At 64.6% G+C, this 21,998-nt stretch carries 21 protein-coding genes; 13 read left to right on the forward strand and 8 right to left on the reverse strand.

From position 1 onward, the window contains the following. The first annotated feature begins 404 nt into the window (after positions 1-404). The 13 genes from LDO11_RS08415 (at position 405) to LDO11_RS08475 (ending at position 15,275) form a co-directional block, all read left to right on the forward strand. Positions 405-902 (forward strand): TcpQ domain-containing protein, encoded by a 498-nt coding sequence (locus tag LDO11_RS08415; protein ID WP_232141137.1) that lies wholly within the window; start codon positions 405-407, stop codon positions 900-902. A gap of 8 nt (positions 903-910) precedes the next feature. Beyond that, positions 911-2,581, forward strand: coding sequence for a PilN family type IVB pilus formation outer membrane protein (gene pilN, locus LDO11_RS08420; protein ID WP_232141138.1), 1,671 nt, complete (start codon positions 911-913; stop codon positions 2,579-2,581). Further along, positions 2,578-3,951, forward strand: a complete 1,374-nt coding sequence (gene pilO2 / locus LDO11_RS08425) for a type 4b pilus protein PilO2 (protein WP_232141139.1) — start codon at positions 2,578-2,580, stop codon at positions 3,949-3,951. The genes pilN and pilO2 overlap by 4 nt, the downstream gene beginning before the upstream one ends. Next, a complete protein-coding gene (locus LDO11_RS08430; RefSeq protein WP_232141140.1) occupies positions 3,951-4,373 on the forward strand; it encodes a hypothetical protein in 423 nt (140 codons plus the stop codon). The genes pilO2 and LDO11_RS08430 overlap by 1 nt, the downstream gene beginning before the upstream one ends. Further along, a complete protein-coding gene (locus LDO11_RS08435; protein WP_232141141.1) occupies positions 4,373-5,965 on the forward strand; it encodes a GspE/PulE family protein in 1,593 nt (530 codons plus the stop codon). Before LDO11_RS08430 ends, LDO11_RS08435 begins: the two co-directional genes overlap by 1 nt. After that, positions 5,958-7,046, forward strand: a complete 1,089-nt coding sequence (locus LDO11_RS08440) for a type II secretion system F family protein (protein WP_232141142.1) — start codon at positions 5,958-5,960, stop codon at positions 7,044-7,046. Before LDO11_RS08435 ends, LDO11_RS08440 begins: the two co-directional genes overlap by 8 nt. 28 nt (positions 7,047-7,074) lie before the next feature. Then, on the forward strand, positions 7,075-7,623 hold the full coding sequence (locus LDO11_RS08445) for a hypothetical protein (RefSeq protein ID WP_232141143.1): 549 nt from the start codon (positions 7,075-7,077) through the stop codon (positions 7,621-7,623). Positions 7,624-7,682: 59 nt separating this feature from the next. Then, on the forward strand, positions 7,683-8,261 hold the full coding sequence (locus LDO11_RS08450; RefSeq protein ID WP_232141144.1) for a type IV pilus modification PilV family protein: 579 nt from the start codon (positions 7,683-7,685) through the stop codon (positions 8,259-8,261). Between the two features lie 7 nt (positions 8,262-8,268). Next, positions 8,269-9,000 carry a DsbC family protein gene (locus LDO11_RS08455; RefSeq protein WP_232141145.1) on the forward strand — a complete coding sequence of 244 codons (732 nt, stop codon included), beginning with the start codon at positions 8,269-8,271 and terminating at the stop codon, positions 8,998-9,000. Positions 9,001-9,002: 2 nt separating this feature from the next. Further along, positions 9,003-10,580: a type II secretion system protein gene (locus LDO11_RS08460; RefSeq protein ID WP_255683367.1), complete on the forward strand. Its 1,578-nt coding sequence runs from the start codon at positions 9,003-9,005 to the stop codon at positions 10,578-10,580. Positions 10,581-10,676: 96 nt separating this feature from the next. After that, entirely contained in the window at positions 10,677-12,407 is a 1,731-nt protein-coding gene (locus LDO11_RS08465) for a prepilin-type N-terminal cleavage/methylation domain-containing protein (protein ID WP_232141147.1), read from the forward strand. Between the two features lie 152 nt (positions 12,408-12,559). Next, on the forward strand, positions 12,560-14,212 hold the full coding sequence (locus LDO11_RS08470; protein WP_232141148.1) for a type II secretion system protein: 1,653 nt from the start codon (positions 12,560-12,562) through the stop codon (positions 14,210-14,212). Positions 14,213-14,222: 10 nt separating this feature from the next. Further along, positions 14,223-15,275, forward strand: coding sequence for an ATPase, T2SS/T4P/T4SS family (locus LDO11_RS08475; protein WP_232141149.1), 1,053 nt, complete (start codon positions 14,223-14,225; stop codon positions 15,273-15,275). 22 nt (positions 15,276-15,297) lie between these two features. Here the strand turns inward: LDO11_RS08475 and LDO11_RS08480 are convergent, their stop codons facing one another. The 8 genes from LDO11_RS08480 to LDO11_RS08515 form a co-directional block, all read right to left on the reverse strand. After that, a complete protein-coding gene (locus LDO11_RS08480) occupies positions 15,298-17,046 on the reverse strand; it encodes a hypothetical protein (RefSeq protein WP_232141150.1) in 1,749 nt (582 codons plus the stop codon). Between the two features lie 278 nt (positions 17,047-17,324). Beyond that, entirely contained in the window at positions 17,325-19,031 is a 1,707-nt protein-coding gene (locus tag LDO11_RS08485; protein ID WP_232141151.1) for an ATP-binding protein, read from the reverse strand. 61 nt (positions 19,032-19,092) lie between these two features. After that, positions 19,093-19,599: a hypothetical protein gene (locus LDO11_RS08490; RefSeq protein ID WP_232141152.1), complete on the reverse strand. Its 507-nt coding sequence runs from the start codon at positions 19,597-19,599 to the stop codon at positions 19,093-19,095. Further along, positions 19,596-19,868 carry a hypothetical protein gene (locus LDO11_RS08495; protein WP_232141153.1) on the reverse strand — a complete coding sequence of 91 codons (273 nt, stop codon included), beginning with the start codon at positions 19,866-19,868 and terminating at the stop codon, positions 19,596-19,598. Before LDO11_RS08495 ends, LDO11_RS08490 begins: the two co-directional genes overlap by 4 nt. A gap of 132 nt (positions 19,869-20,000) precedes the next feature. Continuing rightward, positions 20,001-20,300 (reverse strand): hypothetical protein, encoded by a 300-nt coding sequence (locus tag LDO11_RS08500; protein ID WP_232141154.1) that lies wholly within the window; start codon positions 20,298-20,300, stop codon positions 20,001-20,003. Between the two features lie 54 nt (positions 20,301-20,354). Continuing rightward, positions 20,355-20,621 carry a hypothetical protein gene (locus LDO11_RS08505; RefSeq protein WP_232141155.1) on the reverse strand — a complete coding sequence of 89 codons (267 nt, stop codon included), beginning with the start codon at positions 20,619-20,621 and terminating at the stop codon, positions 20,355-20,357. A 78-nt stretch (positions 20,622-20,699) separates the two neighbouring features. Then, positions 20,700-21,545 carry a hypothetical protein gene (locus tag LDO11_RS08510; protein ID WP_232141156.1) on the reverse strand — a complete coding sequence of 282 codons (846 nt, stop codon included), beginning with the start codon at positions 21,543-21,545 and terminating at the stop codon, positions 20,700-20,702. 107 nt (positions 21,546-21,652) lie between these two features. Continuing rightward, positions 21,653-21,871, reverse strand: coding sequence for a hypothetical protein (locus LDO11_RS08515; protein ID WP_232141157.1), 219 nt, complete (start codon positions 21,869-21,871; stop codon positions 21,653-21,655). Positions 21,872-21,998: the final 127 nt, after the last annotated feature.

The following is a 21,998-nucleotide window of genomic DNA, read 5'->3' on the forward strand; positions in this document are numbered from 1 at the left end:
ACCACCCCCGCCGCCGCCACCACATGCCGCGAGGCTTGCTGCGAGGGCAAGAAACAGGATGGAACGATTGGCGTTGCGAGTGATCATGACGCTCCTGCGTGTTCTGGTAGATGCAGCCAATACATCACGCCCCAGAGGGCGCGAAACTTAGAGATCGGCCGTTTGGCGGCGACCTGAAAGTGTGAGCGGCGAAATCGTGCGCACGGTCTCGCAACCTCTACGCAGGGAATGCAGGTTGGCTGTCCGATGTGGGCGGCGAGGCTGCTAGTAGGCGCAGCGTCTGCACCGCTGGCCCGTGCCTCGGCGGCCTCGAATATCGCAACCTGCACCAATCGCGCCGTGGTTGCGCCCCGAAAACAGGGTGTGCACCGCTGAGACTTCCGTCACGCGAACGGAAGTCTCTGATGCCTACACCAGCCAAACCCCTGCTTTTCAGCCTCATCCTGCTGTCCACAGCGGCCCATGCAAACGAGCTGCGTCCCCTCGCACTCGATGCACAAGAGGTGCTGGGTTTCAGCAGCGTCGTGGCGACCGAACAGGCCGGGTCTGCGGCGACGGCAGGTCCGCGCTTGCAGGAGGCGATCCCCGCACCGGCGCAGGTCCAGGGCTTCCCTGTCGCGCCGCCTCCGTCTGCGCCTGCAGTTGCGAATCCGAACAAGCTCTATGAAGTGCGCGCAGGCGAGATGGCCAGCGAGGTCTTCGGTCGTTGGCTACGCGCCGAGGGCGTGCAGCTGATCTGGGAGACCAGGCGCGACTTCCGCCTCGAGGCCGGGGCTCGCTTCAACGAAGCGAGCGCGCTTGAGGCCGTCCGTTCCGTGGCCGAAGTGCTCGGCCGCACCCACCCCGACTTCGTCGTCCGCGCCTTCTCCAATGGCGTGGTCGTCGTCATGGATCGCAATTGAGGCCTCCCATGCGCATGTTCCTACTCGCAGCCAGCCTGACGCTGGCGCTCGGCGCTTGCGCCAGCCAACCCCGCCCGGTCATGGATGGGCTTGGCGTTGTTGACCACGACGTCGTCCAGGCGCGGGCCGCGCTGCACCAGCGCACGGAGCGCGCGACGGTCGCCTTCGAGTCCATCAACGACATCTGGCTGGGCGCAGTGCCGGTGCAGCGTGGCGAAGCTGAGCCTGCCGTGCTGGCGAGCGAAGTCAAGTTCGTGCGCATCTATCCGGTCACGTTGCATGAGCTGGCCAACTACATCACGCAGAACTTTGACGTGCCGGTATCGGTCAGCGAGGACGCGCTGCAGGCCGCCGTCGCGGCGGCGGGTGAAACGATCTCTCCGATGGCGCTGGGGGGCGGGATGTCCATGCCGGGCGAAGCGGGTCCGATCCCGAGCCCGATGGCCGCAATGGCGGGGCAGGGCGCGCCACAGATGCGTACTGGCATGAACCGCGGTGCCGGCGCCGGCTTGAACATCAACTACACCGGCAGCCTGCGCGGCTTCCTGGACACCATCGCGGCACAGAGCGGCACGTCGTGGCGATATGCCAAGGGCGGCATCGAGATGTTCGCCCTCGACACGCGCGTGTTCCAGGTCGACATCCTTCCGGCGCCGTCGGCGGTGCAGGCCGAGATCAGCAACCAGTCACAGGGCGGCGCGCAGTCCATGGGCGGCGGCAGCGGTGGCGGCATGGGCGGTGAGTCAGGTAGCACCCAGATCGGCGGCAGTTCGTCGACGGCTTCGTCCATCGAGATCGATCCCTTCACCGCTCTCGTCGATGCCGTCACAGGCATGCTCTCCTCGCAGGGCAACGTCACGGCCACCGCACCGCTGGGCCAGATCGTGGTCACCGACCGACCGGCCATCCTGGACCGTGTGTCGTCCTATGTGGACCAGGCCAACAGCATCGCCAAGCGCCAGGTCGCACTCGAGGTCCGGGTCTTCACCGTCGAAGGGAAGCGCAGCAACGGGCATGCCGTGAGCTGGGACCTGGTCTGGAGCAGCCTGTCCTCGCGCGCAGGCGTGAACCTGATCGGCGGCGGCCCGAGCACCGACGGCCCGGGCCTCGGCGTCACCATCCTCGACTCCGACTCCCCGTTCTCTGGCTCCCGTCTGTTCCTGGACGCGCTGGCCGAGCAAGGCAACGCCCGCCAGCTGACCTCCGCGACCGCTCTGACGTTGTCCGGCCGCCCGGTGCCGTTCCAGGTCACCGAGGAGATCGGCTACCTCGAATCGTCCGAGATCTCTCTGGTGCCCGACGTGGGCGTGCAGACCACGATCAACCCGGGTCGGACCACGACGGGCTTCACGATGACGTTGCTGCCGGTGCTGTCGGGCAACGACGTGATGATGCAGGCCACGATCAGCTTGCGTTCGCTGCGCGAAATGCGCCGCCTGGGCTCTGATCAGCAGGGCAACACCTACGAAACACCGCTCACCGACCTGCGTCAGGTGATGCAGCACCTCAACCTGAAGTCCGGTCAGACCGCGATCATGACGGGCTTCGAGCAGGAAACCCTGCGCTCGAATGCGACCGGCGTCGGCTCGCCGCGCTTCCGCCTCCTCGGCGGCTCGAAGCTCGATGAGGAGCGGTCGTCCTCGCTGGTCATCATGATCACGCCGAAGGTCGTGTCGTGACCCAAACGGCTTTCCTGTCGGTTGCCGGAAAGGAGCGCCTGACCGGTGGCCTGTCCTGGCTCCCGCTCGTAGGCGAGGAACGGGGTGCACAGCGCACCGAGTTCCGTCGCTTCCTGCGCGAGCACAAGTCGGCATACGGCGTCCTGCTCCCGTCGGGTGATCAGCAGCGTTATGCGATGGCGGGTGTGGCGGTTGTCGGCAAGGGCATGCGCTACAAGCATGTGGCCGGCACGCCCGCTGCCGCGCATTGGTTTGCAGAGTCCGTGCCTGGGCGTGCGCTCTATGTCGAGCGGCTCGACAACGGCCTCTACTGGGCGCTGATCTCCACCGGTGGTGGGCTGGATCCCCGCACCGATCGCGTACTGCGTCCTGCAGCCCTCGTGGCCCTCGCAGACGAGCTTGACCGGGAGTCCGGTCCGGACAGCCCACTCGCCATCCATTGCTGGCCGGATCTGGAGGCGATGCCTCACGAGCTGGCCATCATGGCTCGCCTCCACCGCACGCCGCTTGTCGAGCTTCTCTCCCTCGACAAGCGGCCGCGGCTGAGGGTGAGCAAGGTCATCGGCCCGCCGACCTGGTTCATGCCGACCGTCGTGGCCATCTGCGCAGTCGGCCTCACCGGCTACCTGGGGCACGGCGCGTATGTGTCGCTCCAGGAGCAGCGTGAAGCGAGCCGCCTGGCTGCCGAACGTGCAGCTGCGGAGGCTGCGGCGCAGCTGCAGTCGCGACTTGCAGAGCAATCCGAGGCAGAGCGCAAGCGATCCTCGATCCACGACGCGCTGTCGAGCCCGGCACCGCACGCACTCATCGACGCCTGCACGGCCGTTGTCGACGATCTCCCCACCAGTCTCGGCGGGTGGTCATTGCGTAGTGCGAGCTGCTCGGCCGGCGCGGAGCTTCGTGCCAAGTACGCACGTGAGTCGGGCCGCGGCCTGGCCACGCACGAGAGCTTCAGCACGGCTGCGAGCGAAGCCGGTCTTTCCTACCAGCTGGACTGGTTCGGTAACGAGGCCAGTGTCCACGCTGGACAGCTCGCCCTCGAGAGCCGCCAGGGCGACATCGAGCGTCTTCCCCATACGGATGCCGCGGGAGAAGCGATGGCCACGCACGCCGTGCGCGTGCAGTCACTCCTGAAGGGTGGCCAGTTCCAGGTCGGGCCTGCGCAGCTTCCCAAGGTGGAGGACGACAACGCCGACCCCGGCTTCCGGATCCACACCGTGCAGATGGCGGGCTCGGGCCTCTGGATGCTCAAGCGGATCGTCCCTGAGCTCGGACACATGAAGCTCGAATCGCTCGACCTGACGCGCGATCGCGCCAGCTGGCGCTGGACCGCCGTCGGCGTCCTCTACACCTCCCCGGAGCAATCGTGATGGTCAAGACCCACCTCGCACTCGCGTGCGCAGCCGCCCTTGGCGCCACCAGTGCCATGGCTGCCGATCCCACATGGCGGCAGCTCGAAGTGCGCGAGCAGCGCATCGCCCTGCTCAACAGCGAAATGGAAGAACTCAGCCTCGAGCGCCAGCTGCAGGAACTCCGGCAGCAGGTCGTCCAAGGTGAGGTTGGCCAAGCACCGGTCCTGATCGGCATCGCCACGGGCCGTGCCGGTTTGTCGGCTGAATTTATGTCGCAGCAGGGCATCCAGAAGGCGGCCGTTGGCGACATGGTGGGCAACGGCTGGTTCGTCCGTGGCATCGACAAGAACCGTGTGGAGTTGGCTCTGCGCACAGGCAACCGTGTGCGCATGTATCACGCCGTGGTGGGCTCCACGCCGACGCCGGTGGGCGCCCCCTGATGAACGCGCAGCTGCGTCCACCACCGATGCCCGAGATCAACCGGGCCGAAGACCTGCCGACCAACCACGGCAACCTCTGCCGCGAGGGTGGTCTGGTGCAGCTGCGTCCGGACGACCGCCGCCTGGTGGCCTTGCTGGACATCGGCGAACGACGTGTCGTTGCCCTGTGGGCCGGCACTGATCGACAGGTGCTCCTGGCCGCACTCCGTCGCGTCGAACTCGCGGGCTATTCCGTGGCCGAGGTTCGTACGGCAAGCGCCGAGGTCATCGAAGTCTGCTCGGAAAGCACCGACAAGGGTGCGGCAGACGATGCGCTCGAGGTCACCGATGCGACCCGCACCTTCGACGAGATGCTCGCCCAGGCGTACGGCATGAACGCGTCCGACCTGCACATCCAGATGGGCCGGACCATCGCCCATGTGCGGGCACGTATCCACGGCGAGCTGACCACGATCCGCCAGCTCGGCCGTGGCGCGGCCGAGTCGATCGCGCGCGCCATGTACTCGCAGGCCGAGGTGGACAGCCGCCGGTCCAGCCCCTCGCTCAATCCGACCATCTACCAGGATGCCGCGCTGTCGCGGTCGGTGACGGTTGGCGGGCGCGTGGAGCAGCTGAAGCTCCGCTGGGCGTCCGGTCCGGCATGGCCTGACGCATTCGACGTCGCCATGCGAATCCTCAATGTCGGGCAGACCAACGAGCGGACCCTGTCCGCGCTGGGCTTTGACGCTGAGCAGGAAGCCGCGCTGATGGACGCGCTCAAGGCGCCCCACGGCGTGATCCTGATGTGCGGTGCCACCGGCGAGGGCAAGTCCACGACGATGGCCACCCTGGCTGAGATCTGGGGTAAGCGCCACGGCGGTCGCCGGATGATCCGCACCATCGAGGATCCGCCGGAATACATCATTCCCAACGCCCGGCACATGCCGGTGTCGCGAAACGATGGCTCGGAGCCGGAAGAAGGTTTCCATCGCGCACTTCGCGCGGCCATGCGAATGGATCCGGACGCCCTGCTGCTGGGTGAGATCCGCGATGCGGTGACGGCGGACCTCCTTGAGCAGGCCACGCTCACCGGCCACAAGGTCTACGCGACCGTCCACGCGGCTTCGGTGTTCGCCGGGCTGTGGCGCCTTGAAGAGCTCGGCATCAAGCGCACCCGCTTGGCAGGCGATGGCTTCATCAACGCGGTGATCCACCAGACGCTCGTGCAGACGCTGTGCCCGAACTGCTCCGCACCACTGGACGCGAGCCGGCTTCCCGTGGATCTACGGAAAGACCTCGAGTCCCGCCTCGACCTCACCGCCGGCAACGTGCGCACGCGCGGCGCGGGGTGCAACACCTGCATCAACGGGATCTCGGGACGACGTGCCCTTGCCTCGATCCTCATCCCCGACGCGAAGCTTCGCGTGCTGCTGCAGAAAGGCGACGAGGCGGCCGCGATCCACCACTGGCGGTCGGGCACCATCCATCGCCACCCCGGCGTGCAGAAGCGCAGCATCGTCGACCAGGCCATCGACCTGGTCGCCGAAGGCCAGCTGTGCCCCGTGGACGCCGAGATGAAGATCGGCACCCTGCGAGGGGACCTCCTTGACTGAGATCTCGCTCCAGCTCGCCGGCGGGTGGATGTCGATCCGCCGCGACCTCGGCAAGTCCGCGTTCCGGAAGCGAACCGCGCGGCTTTCGATGTACCGCCAGATGGCGCGTTTCGCGGAACGCGGGTACGACGTGAAGGTGCCGCTCGAGGTTCTGCACGACCGTGCCCAGGCCAAAGGCCGAGTCGTGGCGCTGATCTATGCTGAGCTGCTGCACGGCATCAGTGCCGGCAAGCGCTTCAGCGATCTGCTCGAGCCCTACGTGCCCAACGCGGAGCGCATCGCGATCTCGTCGGGCGAAGACGCCGGCAAGGTGGGGCAGGGGCTGCGCATGGCGGCCTACGTGGCGGAGTCGACCTCGCAGCTGCGTGGTGCGCTCATCCAGGGGTTGGCTTATCCGACCCTGCTGTTGGGCATGTTCATCGCGCTGCTGGTGTTCGTGGCCTGGTTCCTCCTCCCCGAGATCGAGCAGATGTACCCGGTTGAGCTGTGGCCGACGAGCCCGGCTGCACTCCATTGGATCGCCACCGGTGTGCGCTCCTACGGTGCCTACATCATGGCGATCGCTGTGGCAGCGGGAACCGCGGCGATGGTGTCACTTCCGTACTGGACCGCAGAGATCCGGTACCGCCTGGACCACGCCCTGGCGCCCTGGACGATCTACCGTGAGATCCAGGCAGGGCTACTGCTCGTGTCCCTGTCTGGCGTCGTCACAGCTGGCACTCCCCTCGACGACGCCCTGCGACGCATTCGGGGCAAGGCTTCGAATTGGCTGGCCGTACACATCGACGAGATCGTGCGTCGCATCGCACAGGGCAAGCGGCCGGCGCACGCGATGGACATCGGCCTGATGGGCGAGGCCCTCATGGACGAGCTTCTCGCTTATGACCGCGCAGGCGACCTCGCCGGTGCGATCGAGCACCTCGGCAAAGACGCCGTCGAGCTCGTGATCCAAAGAATTCGCAGCTTCTCTGCCGCGATAGGCGTCGCACTCATGTTTGCAGTGGGCGCTGGACTGATCTGGACGTGGGGCTCGTTCGTCATGGTCTTCATGGCGATGCGCTCGGCGCCCGGAGGTTTTTGATTCACCACCACCACCAAGAGGATTCACCATGACCCGCAAGACCTACGCCCCCCGTCGCCGCAATGTCGGCTTCGGCCTCATCGAACTGATGATCACCCTCGGCATCGGCCTGGCCCTCGTCGCCATCGCCGTCGCAGTGTCGAGTGGCGTGCGCGCCGACAGCAACGCCAGCAAGATGCAGACCCAAGTCCTGCAGATCTCCAGCCAGGCCACCACGATGGCAAACGGCGGCGCTTTCGACGGGATGACCCTGGCCACCCTGATTCGGGCGGAGAAGATCCCGAACAGCTGGATCGTGGACAACGATGGCACCCAGACCGTCCGCAATCCCTTCGGCGGCGATATCACGCTCGACGCAGATGGCGGGCGGTTGGACGTCATCTCGACCAACGTTCCCGCAGGCGTGTGCACCACCGTCGTGAACAACACGATGGGCTCCTTCAGCCAGATCCTGGTCGGCACTGAGCAGATCGAGACCGACGCGACCCCGGCTGAAATCGCCAACGCCTGCGCTGACAGCGGTGCCCCGGTCCAGATGACCTTCCGCACCGGCGTCCAGCCCGCCGCGATGGACTGACGGCATCGGCCCGGGTCGCTAGACCCGGGCCATCCCCTGTCCTTGACGCAGAGACACCCATGAACCGACGAAAGCAGCACGGCATCGGCCTCATCGAGGTCATGATTTCCCTGACGATCGCGTTCGGTCTTCTGGCCGCCGCGGTCGCGCTCTCGCGCGTGGCGCGCGCAGATGCTGATGCGTCCCGTCTGATCCCTGATGTTTCCTCATTGGTGCGTGAGATCCGCACGGTGAGCGGCGGCGCCCTGGGGGCCGGCTATGGCGGTCTGACGGCCGAAACCCTGTACGCACGCTCGAGCGTGCTCTCGGATGCGTACACCGGCAGCGGATCCACCGCCGCATACACGATTCAGCGCGTCGGCGTGCAGCTGGGCGAGTCGGCCTATGCGCTCGACGCTCAGGAGCGTCCGATGACCACCGGGCGTTCCGGCGACAGCTTCTTCATACGGCTCGACGGGCTTTCGCCTTCGTTGTGCCTGAGCGTGCTTGGCGGCCTCGCGCCCGAAGCCACTGCCGCAACCATTCGTGCGTCCACCACCGACACCCCGATTGCCGTGCGCCGTCATTACGACGCTGCAGCCACGGCATCGGCGTGCGGCAGTGCGCGCTCCGCGCGCGTCACCATCCACTTCAACTGAGATTCCCATGCAGATCCGAATCCTCGGCCTCATCGCGGCCTCTTTCCTGCTGGCCGGCTGCGGCAACAAGGCTGACATCACGCCCGAGCGCGATCAGCTGCTCCAGGGGCTCAACGACGAGCTGCCCGCCGGGTTGTCGGTCGACGAGATTCGCGACAGCGTCATCCCTGGTCTCCTGGAAGTCCGCGTCGGCCCGCAGATCTACTACGCCACCGAGGACGGCAAGTACATCGTCAGCGGCGCGATCATCGACCGTGAGGCGGAAGCGAACCTCACGGCACAGAGCCAGGCCGAGGTCGTGCAGGGCATGCTCGCCGCGGTCGATCGGGACAAGACGCACTCATACACCCCGGAAGGCGAGGTCAAGCGCAGCGTCTATGTGTTCACGGACCCGACATGCCCCTACTGCCAGCGCTTCCACAGTGAGATCCCTGCTCTCAATGCAGCTGGCATCGAAGTGGTCTACCTGGGGTTCCCGCGCTCCGGTGTCGGCAGCGACGCCTATCACCAGCTCACGAGCGCGTTTTGCAGCGAGGACAAGGATGCGGCCTTCGACGCCCTGATGCGTGACCCGGCGGCAGAGATCGACTCCGACCGCTGCCTGTCGCCTGTCGATTTCCATTACGACCTGGCCGCTCGCCTCCAGGTGCAGGGCACGCCGGCGGTTTTCGATGACCGTGGCAACCAGATCGGCGGGTATTTGACCTCCGATCAGCTTCTAAGCGCTTTGGAAGGCTGAAAATGAGGCGCGACAGAGGCTTCTCGCTCGTCGAACTACTCATAGTCCTCGGTGTCGCCGTCGTGCTGATCGCGATCGGTGGTCGCTGGCTCGATTCCGAGCGCAAGCGTGTGGCGCGCGGAGATGCCATCTCCGTGCAGGCGACGGAAATGGCCACCCTCGGACGAGCCCTTGGGCAGTATCTCCGTGAACGGACAACAAGCGTCCCAACGGACGACCCCTTGGTCGTCAGCTTTGAGGAACTGCAGGAATCCGGATTCCTTCCGGAGGAGTTCGCCGTCAAGGACCAGTTCGGGACTGCACCCGCATCACCCTTGGGTCAGCAGTACATCCTCTTGGCAAAGAGCATCAGCGGCCAGCCACGCGGCCTCGTGCTCGCAATGGGTGCGCCAGCGGTAGGTGCACTGGCACGTCCCGGGATCCGACCTTCCCAGGAAGACCTGATCCAGCACAACTCTCAGGTCACCAGGGTGATGCGCCAAGTTCATTTCGTGGCCGCCGCGCTCATTCGCGTTGGGTCAGCGGAAGCGGATCGTCAGGTCTCGGGCTTTGCCTTTGATTTTTCGCCGTTTATCGATGCTATGCCCCAGTCAACTGCTGTGGTGCTTACGGGGTATCAGGAATTCTCGTCCACACCCGAGATTACGGTTCGCGTGGAGGGTGGCGGTGGCGCTGGCGGTGGCGATTCCTCGAATTCTTCGGAATGTTCAACCATCAGGGCTGACCAAACATGTCCGTCTGGGACAACCGAGGCGTTCTCTTGGGAGGCCTGTGATAGCAGGGCGCAAAACTCCTCCGGCGGAGTCATGTCTATCAACGGGCCTTTCGGCAACGTGATCTTGACCATGCAGGCCCGTGAGCACATCGAGCTCTCCAACTTCGCAAATATCGGCTCTAACGCATCGGGAAACTGCGCAGGACTGTATGGGGTTGAACCGTATCTTCGTAGATATGGTCAGCACTACAGTTCCTACGATGGCGCGGGAAATTACACCTACTACGGGAATGATCGCGAACGGCAGAGTTTCGGAAATATTTCGAACTTCACAGAGTTCCCGATCGCCGGGTTTCAACATAATAGCTCCAGCAGCTCGACCTTCAGTAGCGGCGTCACGACGCATACGGGGTCGTGCGCCATCAATCTTGGACTACTCAACAACATCAAGCGGTCAAGCCACACCTGTGCCGCTATGACCGAAAGCAATGAGTGGGAGCCGCTTCTGTTCGCAGAGGGGAACTCTGTCCCACTAGGCGTTTCGACCACGGGCAACTACCGGACCGTTTACAACGCCTCGTCTGCGCCGCACGCGATTGGCTGGCGGCGCTCCATGACGGTTTCCTGGAACGGTCAAGAGATTGCCCGGACAAGCGGATGCAGCTATGGGCTGCCGGTGGACCAGCAATCTGGACCGTGGACCTCAGCGTGGTGGCGCTCGGAATTGAATATAGGCAGCCAAGCCATTCAGCCACCGTGCCCGGCGAAGCTCGGTCCTGGGAACGCGGCACCCACGCGTGTATACGCGGCCACGCGCGTGTTCAACGTTAGTCGCGAAGGTGGCGGAAAAATATGCTGCTCGTGACTTCATGTCTAGCTATGCAACGGCGAGCAGCACCCGGGCGGTCGATCTCACGACGATTCAGCGCGGACTCACAGCACTTGCCTAGAGACGACGGCCGTGAAACTAGCTAACTCAGCGCGAGGTTTCAGCCTCATCGAGGTGATGATTGCCCTTGTCATCATCATTTCCGTCTTGGGCGCCGGAGTGGCATGGCTCGCGTCCGAACGATCCCGCGTTGCCCGCGGCGATGCAATCACGACCCAGGCCATCGAGATGGCCACGATCGGCCGCGCTCTCGATCAATATTTGCGCAGCGCCGCCTCTCTACCCCCAGACGGGTCCGTTGTAGAGATCAGCGCTGCTGACCTAACAGCCGCATTGTTGATCCCCGAGAACTACGGGATACGGGATCAGTTCGGCGATTATCCGTCAACTCCACTAGGCCAGCGCTACGTGATGGTGGGTCGTAACACTGCCGGCCAAGCCCGCGGTCTCGTGCTGGCCGTAGGGGAGCCGGATCCAGCAGCCCTCAATCAGGCAGGAATAAAAGCGACGACTGAAGCCATCGAGGACGTCCAAGCAGCCGTGGTTCGGCAAATGCGAAATCAACAGTACGTGGCGTCTGCACTGGTTAGGGCTTTGTCGTCTGTAGCAGATCGGTCTGTTTCAACCTTCGATTTCGACTTCAGTCCCTACTTGGGTGATCCGGTTGTACAGCCCACGGCCATTGCCCTGGTCGGCTTCCCAGAGTTCTCGGCTGCACCAGACATCAGGGTTTCTATTGATCCAGACAGCTTGGCCGGGATCGGCGGGGGCGGTGCGGGGGGCGCTGCACGAAAGGACTACACGGGTTGGTCATGCCATGTACCGGCCGTCAACACGGATTGCCCTTCTGACGCGGAGGAGGTCGCTCGCTATGACATATGCGGAAAGTGGGGAAGCGCTAACGCCGGGATGCCGCTCGCCGAGACCATACAGCTTGGGAATGGGTGGGGCATCTCGGTTACCCGCTCGAGGCAAACACGGTCGAACTCAGTAGGGCTACATCCCAATGTCCAAGCCGATAAATATCTCGTGTTGAGCCCGCATTCGGGCGAATACATGGATACGGTGGTCTCTCGAACAGAGAAATCGGTAAGCGGCATGATCTGCCAAGGCATGGCCATGTATTGGAGCATCGAGGAGGTCATCTCCCGAAAGTACAATTCAGAACAGCTCCCAGACTTTGAATTTACACGCGTAACGGCAAAGCAGAACCGAACATCAAGTGCAACCTACTGGTGCCGGGAGACGCCTGCGTCTCCTAATATCTTCTCCTTGAACCGGGGGATGATGCTTCGCCCCGAAAACATTGCTGCAGTGGCAACGACAGGCGCGGCTTTAACCACGATGGAGGTTGAGGCTCTTCGAGACAATCCCACATATAGCTGGGGAGAGTTGCACAAGGTCGGAGAAATTCAGCAGTGCGACGCCCCACATGCCGTGCCTACGCCGGTCTATGAGCGTATCGGAACATACGGCGCGAATGGCCATGCGCGACTTTTGATGGTGGGTACAGACATAAGCCCGAACCAACATTCATATTTTCAGGAAGAGTGGTTCCAGGAATCCGTGACTTGGCAGGGCATCAACCACGGAACATCCTCAGCTATATGTGAGGAATCATTACTGTCGCAAGACACAGTGGTGAATTTCCCGCGTTCTGCAGCGGCAAGTCGCGCGTGCCCATCACTGGCTCTCCCCGGTGCACGGGCTGTGGGCGGAGGCTCGTACCCCAACCGAATGCAGCTTTATCGATACCGCTCCCCCCCCAGGGTTGTGAAGCTGTGTTGCAGGAATCCGATGTGAATCTCAATAACGGGATGATGGCCGCTATGGGGAGTTCGTCGAAGGAATATCGCTTTCAACTATGTCGGTGTGCTGTGCAGTCGAGTGATGGGCCATCAATGGAGCATGCGCGTGAGCGGTCGCTCTCCCGGCAGAGGGCTGGTCAGGACGGCGTGACCCTCATCGAATTTGTGGTCGTGCTGGCACTCGCGTTGACTGTCGTGGCGACCGGGTTGGCGTGGGCTAACGCTGAGCGGAAGCGCGTTGCTCGGGGCGATGCGATCAGTGTCCAAGCGCTGGAAATGGCCACGATGGGTCGGGCGCTTGATCAGTTCCTGCGTGACACTCCCGCCCTACCTCTGGATGGGAGTCCGCGGGAGATCGCCATTGCCGAGCTCGTGGCGGCACGACTGTTACCGGACAGCTACGCCCATCGCGGCAGCGACGGGGTCGAAGCCGCTTCACCGCTCGGCCAGCGATACACGATGCTTGCGCGCATGGACGGTGGTCTTGCGCGAGGCATCGTCCTGGCCACGGGTGAACCGTCAGTAGCAGCGCTGTCGCAGCTGAACCTGAGGGGGTCCACGAACGCCGTGAGTGACTATCAGGCAGCCGTTGCCCGGCAGATGCGATCACAGCAGTACGTGGCGTCCGCGCTTGTCGATGCGGGGTCGACCACTGCAGATCGGCATGTGTCCGGCTTTGCTTACGATTTCGCGACATTCGTCGGCGACCCGGTTTCCGCCCCGACATCGATCGCCCTCGTTGGGTTCCCTGAATTTTCAGCCGCTCCGGACATCAAGGTCTCGATCGATCCTGATGGGTTGCCGCCCGGTGGCGGTGGTGCCGGCACTGGAGGTGGCGTCAGCACGGAGGGTCGCGCCTGCTACATGGAGAGCTCTGGTGATTCTTGCCGAGCTGGGTACGAGACCGTCTGGGAGTACACCGCATGCGAACGTTGGGGCCCTGGCTTGGAGGATGAGCCGACGACAACGACGATTAATATCGGCGGGCAGGCCATCATCCTCACAAAAACCATAACCGGTGTAGGGTCGAGCACGAATTATACGGTGCCCTATTCGGACACCGATCCGGCGGTGTGGGGTCGGCTGCAGTTCCAGCGTTCGTATAGCAGCAGCATATATCCCTCATGCACCGGCAGCTATGAGGAGTACATCTCGCACTGCCCGGCCGGCGGATATACGCAAAACATGTACTGCACATCTGGATATGCGGGATCTGGAAGCCAAGGATGGTTCGACATTTGGGGCCTGCTCTCGGGGCCCAGTGTCGCCGAGGGAACGGTTTGCGGATACAACAGGGGGCATGACGGATCTACACAATGGCGAAATGGGATTACAGATTCGGCACGGGTGATGGCACTGGCCCCCGGCCTGAAGGATTCGTCGTTCACGATCAATGCCGCTGCAGCCAAAGAGGCTTATATCGTTCGTGAGCTACCCGTGTGTCCGGGTTCGACGCACGCGATCCCCACCCCGGTGCAGCGGATCGACGGATCAAGTAATGGAAGCCAGTGGCGTGAGTTCGTCTCCGCAGCGCCTGGCATGCATTCGACGACGGCCACGTACACGGAAAACATCAAGTGGGCGGAGTTGTCTATCAATCAGAACGTCACCTGCGCAGTCCGTAAGGTCGGTACGTCAGGAACGACAAATGCGAACTGGCTGGCGCCCGGCGTTGCCGCCATCAACGGGTGCCCTAATGTCACAGCGCCGGGGATCAGTCGCCGTCCCGGTGTTCAGCTGTTCGAGTATGTACCGGCACCCGAGACGCGGCCGCGCTTTCGGTACTGCTGCTCAGAGTGAGGCGGTGTAGATGGATACGGTTGAGATATCGCCATCAGACGTGATCGATTTGTACATATACGACCGACGTTCGCTCGGCCCCGGCTGGGCGCCTTCAGACGACGCCTATTTCTACACGGGGTGTCCTACCAGCGTGCCGGTCGCCGGGTCGCCGATAGCGAGCTGGGTGGACAGAGTTGCCACCGCTGCCTTCAGCACCCCTGCCGGCCGGGCGGACTTCCGCCTAGAGCTCGATGGCCTGAGCTTCCGCGGCATGCGTTGTGTGCAGCCATCGCGCCCGACACAGTACGCATTGCGCCAGCTGCCCCAGGTCACACCGCGTCTCCCGGATCTTTCAACGAACCTGCCGCTGATCCATGAGCTCCTCATGTGGGACAAGCTCAATGAGGGCGGGTTGGTCGTCCTCTGCGGGCTGACCGGGCAGGGAAAGACCACGCTCGCATCCGCTACCGTCCGCTCCCGGCTCGAGCGTTTTGGCGGTCGCTGCGTCACTGTGGAGGATATCTGCGAGGCGGCGCTGGAGGGGATCTGGGGCAAGGGCTCGTGCCGCCAGATCGAGGTGGACTACGACACTGCCAACCAGGTGACGCACGGCTTCGCGGGTGCCGTGCGCCGTGCGTACCGGAGTCTACCGGCGACTCGACCGGCCATGCTCTTCATCGGCGAGGTGCGGGACGGAGAGACCGCGGCGGAAGTGGTGAAGGCCGCTTCGAACGGCATGCTGGTGGTCACGACCGTGCATTCGATGGATCCCGCCTCGGCGATCATGCGCATCGCGGACCTCGCACACGCCGAGATGGGCGACTCGGCGCTCTCTGCGCTGGGGCAGGCCGTGCGCCTGGTTGTCCACCAGTCGCTGGATTTGGCGCCGTCGGGATCGGGCTGGTCGCGCGGGACGGTCCGCTGCAACGCGCTGGTCTGTGATGGGCCGTCGCACCCGATCGCCAACATGATCCGCGAGCGGGACTACAAGCACGCTGCCGGCATACAGAGTCGGCAGTCGATCTGGCTGCGCCAGGCCGGGTCGGTGTCGGAACTGCTGCGCGAGATCGGCTCGAGCTGACGGCCGACTCGCGCAGCGGCGCTCAGCCCAAGGTGCTGATGCGCTGCAGCTCCTCGCTGATGGCGACCTCATCGCGGCTGAAGAACGACCACATTTCGCAGGACCAGTTATCCATGTGGGTCGGGGGCTCGACGCCGAGCTGGCGATAGTCGATGCCGACCCACAGCATGGCCGGCCCATCCGACGTTTCAGCACCGCCGTCGGCCGCCGATCGCGTCAAGTCGGGGAAGTCCCGGTTGATCTTGCCGAGCTCCGGATCGCCCCATTGTCCGGCGCCCGCATACGCACGCATGGCCAGAATGCCCAGCATGAGGTCGAGCTCCCTCGGAGTGTCCTCGCGGCACGTGCCGCACCGGGCGCAGCCGCCGCAGGCATCGCAGGTCAGGCAAGCATCGTGCGGTTTCGGAACCGGTTCCTCCTCATCCGCCCGCGCTTCGAACGCAGCTCGCACGGACTCCTCGAGCCAGGTCAAGTCCGGGGTCCGCAGTCCGTCCACGATGACGCAACCACGGGTGTGGCGATTGAGAAGAGATCCGTGGAAAAGTACCGGAAGACGCTTCCGGCTGACCGTGAGCACGAGGAACGGCTCCACTTCGCTGGCGGCTCGGTTGCGAATCATGCTGGCCAGCGCCTCCACGTCGTTCTTCGTCATGACGTTGGCCACATAGGGCGTCCACTTCTGCTTGGTGGCGAAGTCCTTCGCTGCTGCAGCGAGTTCCTGCGCGGTTGCGTGGTCGCCGATGAGCGCAGCAACACTCATGGCGCGGTGCAATCCCACGGACTCGGGGTCTGTGCACTTGCCCGATTTCCAGTCCTTGTGCTCGGCCATGAGTGTTTGCAGGCTCGACGTCAGGGCTTCGACCGGTTTCTTCAGTCCCCCTGTAAACCGCGCACGGAACGCCTCCCCGCCCAACGTGGTCGACGTCAATGCCCTGGCGAAGGACGGATCGAGGTTGACGAACGAGGTCGTGCCCGCCCATGCACGCATGTAGCCGACAAGGCCGGGTGACTTCTTCTTGGACGGATCGGGCTCGAGACCTTCGATCGCCCTCAGGCCCTCCTGCAGCTCGTGACCCAGGAGGGTGGCCATCGCCAGGATGCGCAGCATCCACGTGCCGGGTGGAAGGGTGGTCGAAACGTTGTCGGCCTGGGCCTCGAGAGTCCCCAGGACTTCGGCAAAGGTCCGGCGAAGCATGTGCTCGTTGTGGCCATCACCATCACCGTGGCTGGAATCGCGTGCCCTGGCGCCTTCCAATGACGCGACCTGCAGGGCGGTACTCGAGAGCAGCTGTTTGAGTTCCCTGGCGAGGGGATCCCAGCGTGGCGTGACGTCCGCGCTGGCGTCCTCGCTGGACGGCGTACTGCCATAGCCCGCGACCTGAGCCTCGTGCTTCTGGGTGCGGAAGAGGGAGATCATCGTGCCGTACAGGAACCCGAACTTCTGGTAGTCACTACGGGCCTGGTGGGACAGCAGGTAATCAGGGTCGTTGTGGATGTTGTTCTGCCGGGACGCCTGGAGCGCCGCGACGGCGACCAGTAGCGCCACGAGTGCGCTGGCGCCCACGACGGCCGTGCCCACAACCGCCTGCACCGCGGCCGACGTGGCTTCGATGCCGTTGATGTCGGGCGAGCCGTCCGGGCCGCTGTTCCACACTGAAAGAACCTGGAGGACGACCCACAGGATCGCCATCGAGGACACGAAGGCGATCAGGAAGTACCAGATTGGTCGCGTAGTGAAACGGTCCAGCCACTTCGAGTGACCTGCGTCCATGATTCCCTGCTCCTATGAAAGTGGCGCCTGATGCACAGGCGTCCGGTGGTGTGCCCTTCCGTGTATAGGAAAGGGGCTGGCCAAGCAATTGCGATTCCAGGATGCGCAAGTGGTCGCGCCAGCGCTTCAGCTACAGGCCGCGATCCGGACTACCGCTCGACGGAAAATGTCGTCTTGCGCAAACGACGTCGGGTGGCTCGATGTCCGTTCGGCCTTGGATCGTCCAAAACAGGCCGCCCGGCGCTCGACCGGGCAGGCTGACCATGTTGGCGAACGCCTTAGGCCGTGACGGGTAAGCCAGCAGCGCCGGCGACGGTATCCAGCTGGCGTGCTCGCGCCTTGCTGAGCCGCTTCTGCGACTGGCTCCACTGCTTGAACGCTTCTACCGCGGCCTCGGCGACGTACGCGCCGCGCTCCGCCATCACGTCGTGGAAGGTCTCGAAGAACTCCGGGTCGTGCGCATGGCTTCCGACGTCAGCCTTGTTGTGCACGTATTCGTGGACGAGGACGTTCGCCAGCCTATGGAAGCCACCGAGACCCGCGCGGACGCACTCCTTGGCGAAGGTATCCACCACGGCGATGTAGGTGGAGCCGTCCGTGTAGGCATATGCCTCGGCCGACTGCCCCATGACGATTTCGCGCGGGGCCACGAACGTCGAGTCGAGGACCGCCTCCACCTGCTTGGCCAACGGATACGCCATGGAGCGGATCGCGCGCAGCGTCGCCGCGTCCTCCTTGGACAACTCGGCTTCGGGGATGATGCGCGCCTCAAGCATCCTGAAACCCGGGCACGCTTCGATCGTGTCGAAGACCTCAGCCCGTTCGATGTGGCTGTAGGGGTGACGCCAGCACTGCGTGGTCAGCGTCTGGATGGCTGGATTGGCGCGAAGACGGCGCAGCAGTTCCGCCTTGAACCCGCTGACGTCGCGAACGCCGAATCGGAGCAGCGTTGCCTCGGACAGGGGGATCGCCCGGCCATCACGGTACAGGCGCTCGGCGATGGAGTGGCCACGCGGCGCGGAGGTCAGCACAGCGCCTGCGCCGCACATGGCCTGCATGCGCTGGAGCGTGATGTGCCGTCCGGTGGTCAGGGTGAACATCGCCCCGGCGAAGGCATCCGCGTCGTCAGGGTCCGCCGTGCAGCTGGCCATGAAGTCCCGGTCAGCGTCCGTGACCCGCTGGGTCGGCTCACGCTTGCCGGCCCGCTCCTTGCCGATTTCACGCACGCGGGCATTGATGGTGCGCCACAGGGTGCAGGCGTTGCGCATGATGTCGTTGCGCGCGACGTTGAGCGTCAGGGCATGCCCCCGCTTGGTCACGAGCGTCCCGCCGGCACCGGCGTCGCCGGCGTAGATGTCGCAGACGAACACGCCCATGTTGTAGACCTGCAGGTAGTTGCTGTCCGTGACATTGAGGTAGTAGGTGTCGGTCTCTTCGGTCCACTTCTGCGTCGCTGGCGGACGGTTGCTCACGTCGCCGTTGAGGGTCACCGTGACGTCGAGGTAGCGACACAGCCGCTCGAACTCACGCACGGCGCTCGAGTACTCCATCGCGGTGAGAGGCTCGTAGAAGACGCCCTCGGTGTCCGTGCCCGGCTGGTGAGGCAGGTCGGAGTGCAGGTGCCATTCAAGGCCGCGGGCACGCACGTCGACGTCGAGCATGAAGGCATGCGTGCGCAGCTTGGTCGACGCGAAGTTCCAGATCTGAGCCCGGCCAAGCCCGAAGCGACCGAATTCACGCTGGTGCTCGGCGTGGTCGAATCCGAAGCGGTTGAACACCTCGAGGATGAGGTCGCGGGTCGGCATGCCTTCCCCGTTGTCCACGACACGGAAGCCCGTCTGTCCCAGCGTCACGTCGATGCGCGTGGCGCCGGCATCGACGCTGTTCATCAGCAACTCCAGAAGCCCTTTGCCGAGCGTGCCGGCCTGGCTGCGGATGAAGTGATTGATGATCGCCTTGTCGGTATTGAACTCGTGCTTTTCCATGTGCGTGTGCCTCAGCTGGTGATGTAGCCAAGGCTCACACGCAGGGTTTCTGCCGAAAGTTCTAGCGATCGCTTCTGAGGCCGCGGAACTCGCCTGGGAGGCAGGCCTCGACGGTGTGCCACAGGGCGTCCGTCGTCTCAGGTGGAATGCCATGCCTTTGATGCAGGCGTTCCAAGCCGGACCGCCATGTGCGCAGCACGCCGTTGACGGATTCGGCGTCCGCGCTCACCCACACCGTGCCCAACGCTTCCTTGTAGCGAGAGCCGTCTGCGCCCATGAGCACGAACACTCGCACGAGCGACGGCTCCGGGACGAGGAAGTGCGCCCAATACGGCCACTGCGTCGTCACTGCACCGAAGAACGCGCGGACCTCTGGAATCTCGTGCAGCTCCCTTGGGTCGGCGCTGTAACCTGCGAATTCGAAGGCGCACGACTGGGCCAGGTCACGAACGAGGGCAGCGTCGTCGCTCAGGCTACGCAGGCGCCGGACCACGGCATCCACCGCGCGGGCCTCGACGTCGTGGCGGTGGATCGTGAAGAAGCCATGTGTGCGACGTCCACCCTTCATCGCGCAGGCACCCTGTCGCGGGCGACCACCTTGCCGTAGTTCTGGCCAACCTCCACGGTGACTGTGATGCTCGAATGGTGGGTTTCGACCACGATGGCGGCGTTCGAGTGGAGGCAATTGCTGCTGTGTGCCTCGACGTTCACGTGTTCGAGCTGGGGGAACGCGCCTGCGTAACGGATGGCTGCTGCGAGCCGTGCACCGAACTGCGGATCGGCTTCGATGACGTCGAGGGCGTCGTTCATGACGACGACGGTGGTGTTGTAGCCCATGGATCCTCCAGCGAGTCGCGAGCGGATTGCCCGCAATGAAACGACAGCACTTCGCTGGGGGTCGGAAAGTTGGCCGGCGGTGCCTGATGGCCAGCGGGGCGAGCGTGGTGCGTCGTCCATCGCGGACGCCGATCAGGCGCTGCGCGATGCCTGGTGTCCGGTCTGGACCGGGTCCGCGATCGCGGCAAGGCTGGCCAGCGCGTCGGAGAACGCCTGGTAGGACGAGGGACCGAGGAAGAGGGTGGGGCGGCCACCTTCGATGACGATGGGTTGGTTGTCGGCGGTGACCTTCAGCAGCGCGCTGAGGCGAGCGGAGAGCAGGCGAAGCTCCTGGCTCAGGGTCGGCAGGCGGGTCTCGCGGACGTCGGTCTTGGCCCGCTCGGCGAGCTGGTCGAGGTGCGCCTGGAAGGCTGCAAGCTGATCCGGGGTCATGGGTACTCCTTGAGGGATGGGCGGCGTTCCACCGCCCGGGTGGGATCGGGGTGGCTACGAGAGGCCGCGTGCCGCTGCGATGGCCATGTAGAGCTGTTTGGCCTTGACGGCGGGTGTCAGTCCGCCGGCCGCAAGCTCTCCGAGAGCGTCGGCCGCCTTGTCGGCCGTATCGAGCAGGTGTTCGAGTGTCTGGATCGCCATCGACCCTTCCGCAGCGGCTGCGGCGGCATCGTCGGACGTGTCAGAGGTTCCTCGCGCCACCGCGATGAGGCGCTCCAGGACGTTGCGGATGTTGATGGGGGTGGGCGACATGGGCGTCATGGTGGGCTCGGCAGGAGAAGAGACTTTGCAGGGGCGGCGTCGCGCGATGCGAGACGCCGTGTGGGAGCGGCGGACAGGCTAGGCTTCAGCCGCCTCGCGGACGCACTCGGTCGAGCCGGTGTCGATCCAGTGTTGCCGGCAGCAGCTGTGACCGCACTCCGGCGTGGGCACTGCCGACAAGCGTTGTACGGCCAGGGTCTGCGTTGCAATGTCTGCCAGCAGCTCGTCGGGCTTGCGGTGCAACTCACGCGCGACCCAGCCGTCGGCGAGGTCGGTGATGACGGACGAGCAGTCGCCCAGCAGCTGCACCACGTCGGTGAGCACGTCGCGCCCATGCTCATCCGCCGCGGCAGCGGGAACACCCAGCAGGTCGAACACGTGCGCGACCCGGCGGGCGTCGTGGGTGGCCAGCTGGTGGTGGACCACGGCGTCCTCGTGACCCTCGATGTCGCCAGCATGGTCGAACTGGGGGATCGGCCTCAGAGCATCGCCGTCGTAATCCTCCACATCGTAGTCCACGACCACGAGCTCCATTCCCGGCAGGTCCGCGGACACATCGGTGAGGCAGCCTCCCTCCATGGTGACCACGACACGCGGCGCGGCGACCGGTGCCGCGAGGGCACGCCGCATCCGGGGGAGGAATTCTCCAATCCACTCGACCGCATCGGCGCCGTCGATGTCCTCGTCGTTGTCGAAGCCGGGTCCGAAGCGGCGCTCCAGGTCGAGCAGGAGGCGCTCGGCGGTCGACGGGGTGGTCGGGGTGTTGATCCGCTCGCACAGGGCATCGATGGCCGTCTCGGTGATCCGTGGCAGCTGGCCGGAATTGGTCAGAACGTCATCGACGCCGTTGGGCAGGACGTCGGACTGCTGCAGCAGGCGCAGGCCTGCGAGGACAGCTGCGGTTTCGGTGCTGGTGAGGTGCATGGCGCGACTCCGTGGTTGTTGATGACAGTCTGTTGCGCTCGGAATCGCTTGAAAGTTGCGTGGGCGTGGCGCTCGGGCGCGAGCCATATGGCTGCTGTCCCGTGTCGTCACCTGTGTCCGCAGTGGATGCTGCCGCTGTGCGGCGCGCCCGGGGCCGGACCTTCAAGGCGGGTTGCTTGCTCGCTGTAGTACGCATGTCGCGCACGGCGCTCGGCTTCGGTATGGAAAGGGTTGCGCAAGGCCGTCTCCGCAGCGGTGCGCCACGCCTGCGCAATCCGTCGCGGATCGTCGCGGTACAGGTCGAGCTGGTTGGTGTCTGATCGCATGGCCAAGTCAGTCCGCGGGAACCCCAGGCCCCGTGGTGTTGACGCTCAGGGCCTGGCCATTCTGGTTCTGGCCGGCGTCCGCGTGGGGCTCCAACGTGCCCGCAGTGGGCCGGGGTTGGAGTCCGCC

It is taken from the genome of Alterluteimonas muca, from assembly GCF_021191595.1.
Lineage (GTDB): Bacteria > Pseudomonadota > Gammaproteobacteria > Xanthomonadales > Xanthomonadaceae > Luteimonas > Luteimonas muca.

Coding starts and splice junctions, on each gene's coding strand:
- LDO11_RS08415 (WP_232141137.1), top strand. CDS start 405: ATGCCTACACCAGCCAAACCCCTGCTTTTCAGCCTCATCCTGCTGTCC.
- pilN (WP_232141138.1), top strand. CDS start 911: ATGCGCATGTTCCTACTCGCAGCCAGCCTGACGCTGGCGCTCGGCGCT.
- LDO11_RS08430 (WP_232141140.1), top strand. CDS start 3,951: ATGGTCAAGACCCACCTCGCACTCGCGTGCGCAGCCGCCCTTGGCGCC.
- LDO11_RS08435 (WP_232141141.1), top strand. CDS start 4,373: ATGAACGCGCAGCTGCGTCCACCACCGATGCCCGAGATCAACCGGGCC.
- LDO11_RS08445 (WP_232141143.1), top strand. CDS start 7,075: ATGACCCGCAAGACCTACGCCCCCCGTCGCCGCAATGTCGGCTTCGGC.
- LDO11_RS08450 (WP_232141144.1), top strand. CDS start 7,683: ATGAACCGACGAAAGCAGCACGGCATCGGCCTCATCGAGGTCATGATT.
- LDO11_RS08455 (WP_232141145.1), top strand. CDS start 8,269: ATGCAGATCCGAATCCTCGGCCTCATCGCGGCCTCTTTCCTGCTGGCC.
- LDO11_RS08460 (WP_255683367.1), top strand. CDS start 9,003: ATGAGGCGCGACAGAGGCTTCTCGCTCGTCGAACTACTCATAGTCCTC.
- LDO11_RS08475 (WP_232141149.1), top strand. CDS start 14,223: ATGGATACGGTTGAGATATCGCCATCAGACGTGATCGATTTGTACATA.
- LDO11_RS08480 (WP_232141150.1), bottom strand. CDS start 17,046: ATGGACGCAGGTCACTCGAAGTGGCTGGACCGTTTCACTACGCGACCA.
- LDO11_RS08485 (WP_232141151.1), bottom strand. CDS start 19,031: ATGGAAAAGCACGAGTTCAATACCGACAAGGCGATCATCAATCACTTC.
- LDO11_RS08490 (WP_232141152.1), bottom strand. CDS start 19,599: ATGAAGGGTGGACGTCGCACACATGGCTTCTTCACGATCCACCGCCAC.
- LDO11_RS08495 (WP_232141153.1), bottom strand. CDS start 19,868: ATGGGCTACAACACCACCGTCGTCGTCATGAACGACGCCCTCGACGTC.
- LDO11_RS08500 (WP_232141154.1), bottom strand. CDS start 20,300: ATGACCCCGGATCAGCTTGCAGCCTTCCAGGCGCACCTCGACCAGCTC.
- LDO11_RS08505 (WP_232141155.1), bottom strand. CDS start 20,621: ATGACGCCCATGTCGCCCACCCCCATCAACATCCGCAACGTCCTGGAG.
- LDO11_RS08510 (WP_232141156.1), bottom strand. CDS start 21,545: ATGCACCTCACCAGCACCGAAACCGCAGCTGTCCTCGCAGGCCTGCGC.
- LDO11_RS08515 (WP_232141157.1), bottom strand. CDS start 21,871: ATGCGATCAGACACCAACCAGCTCGACCTGTACCGCGACGATCCGCGA.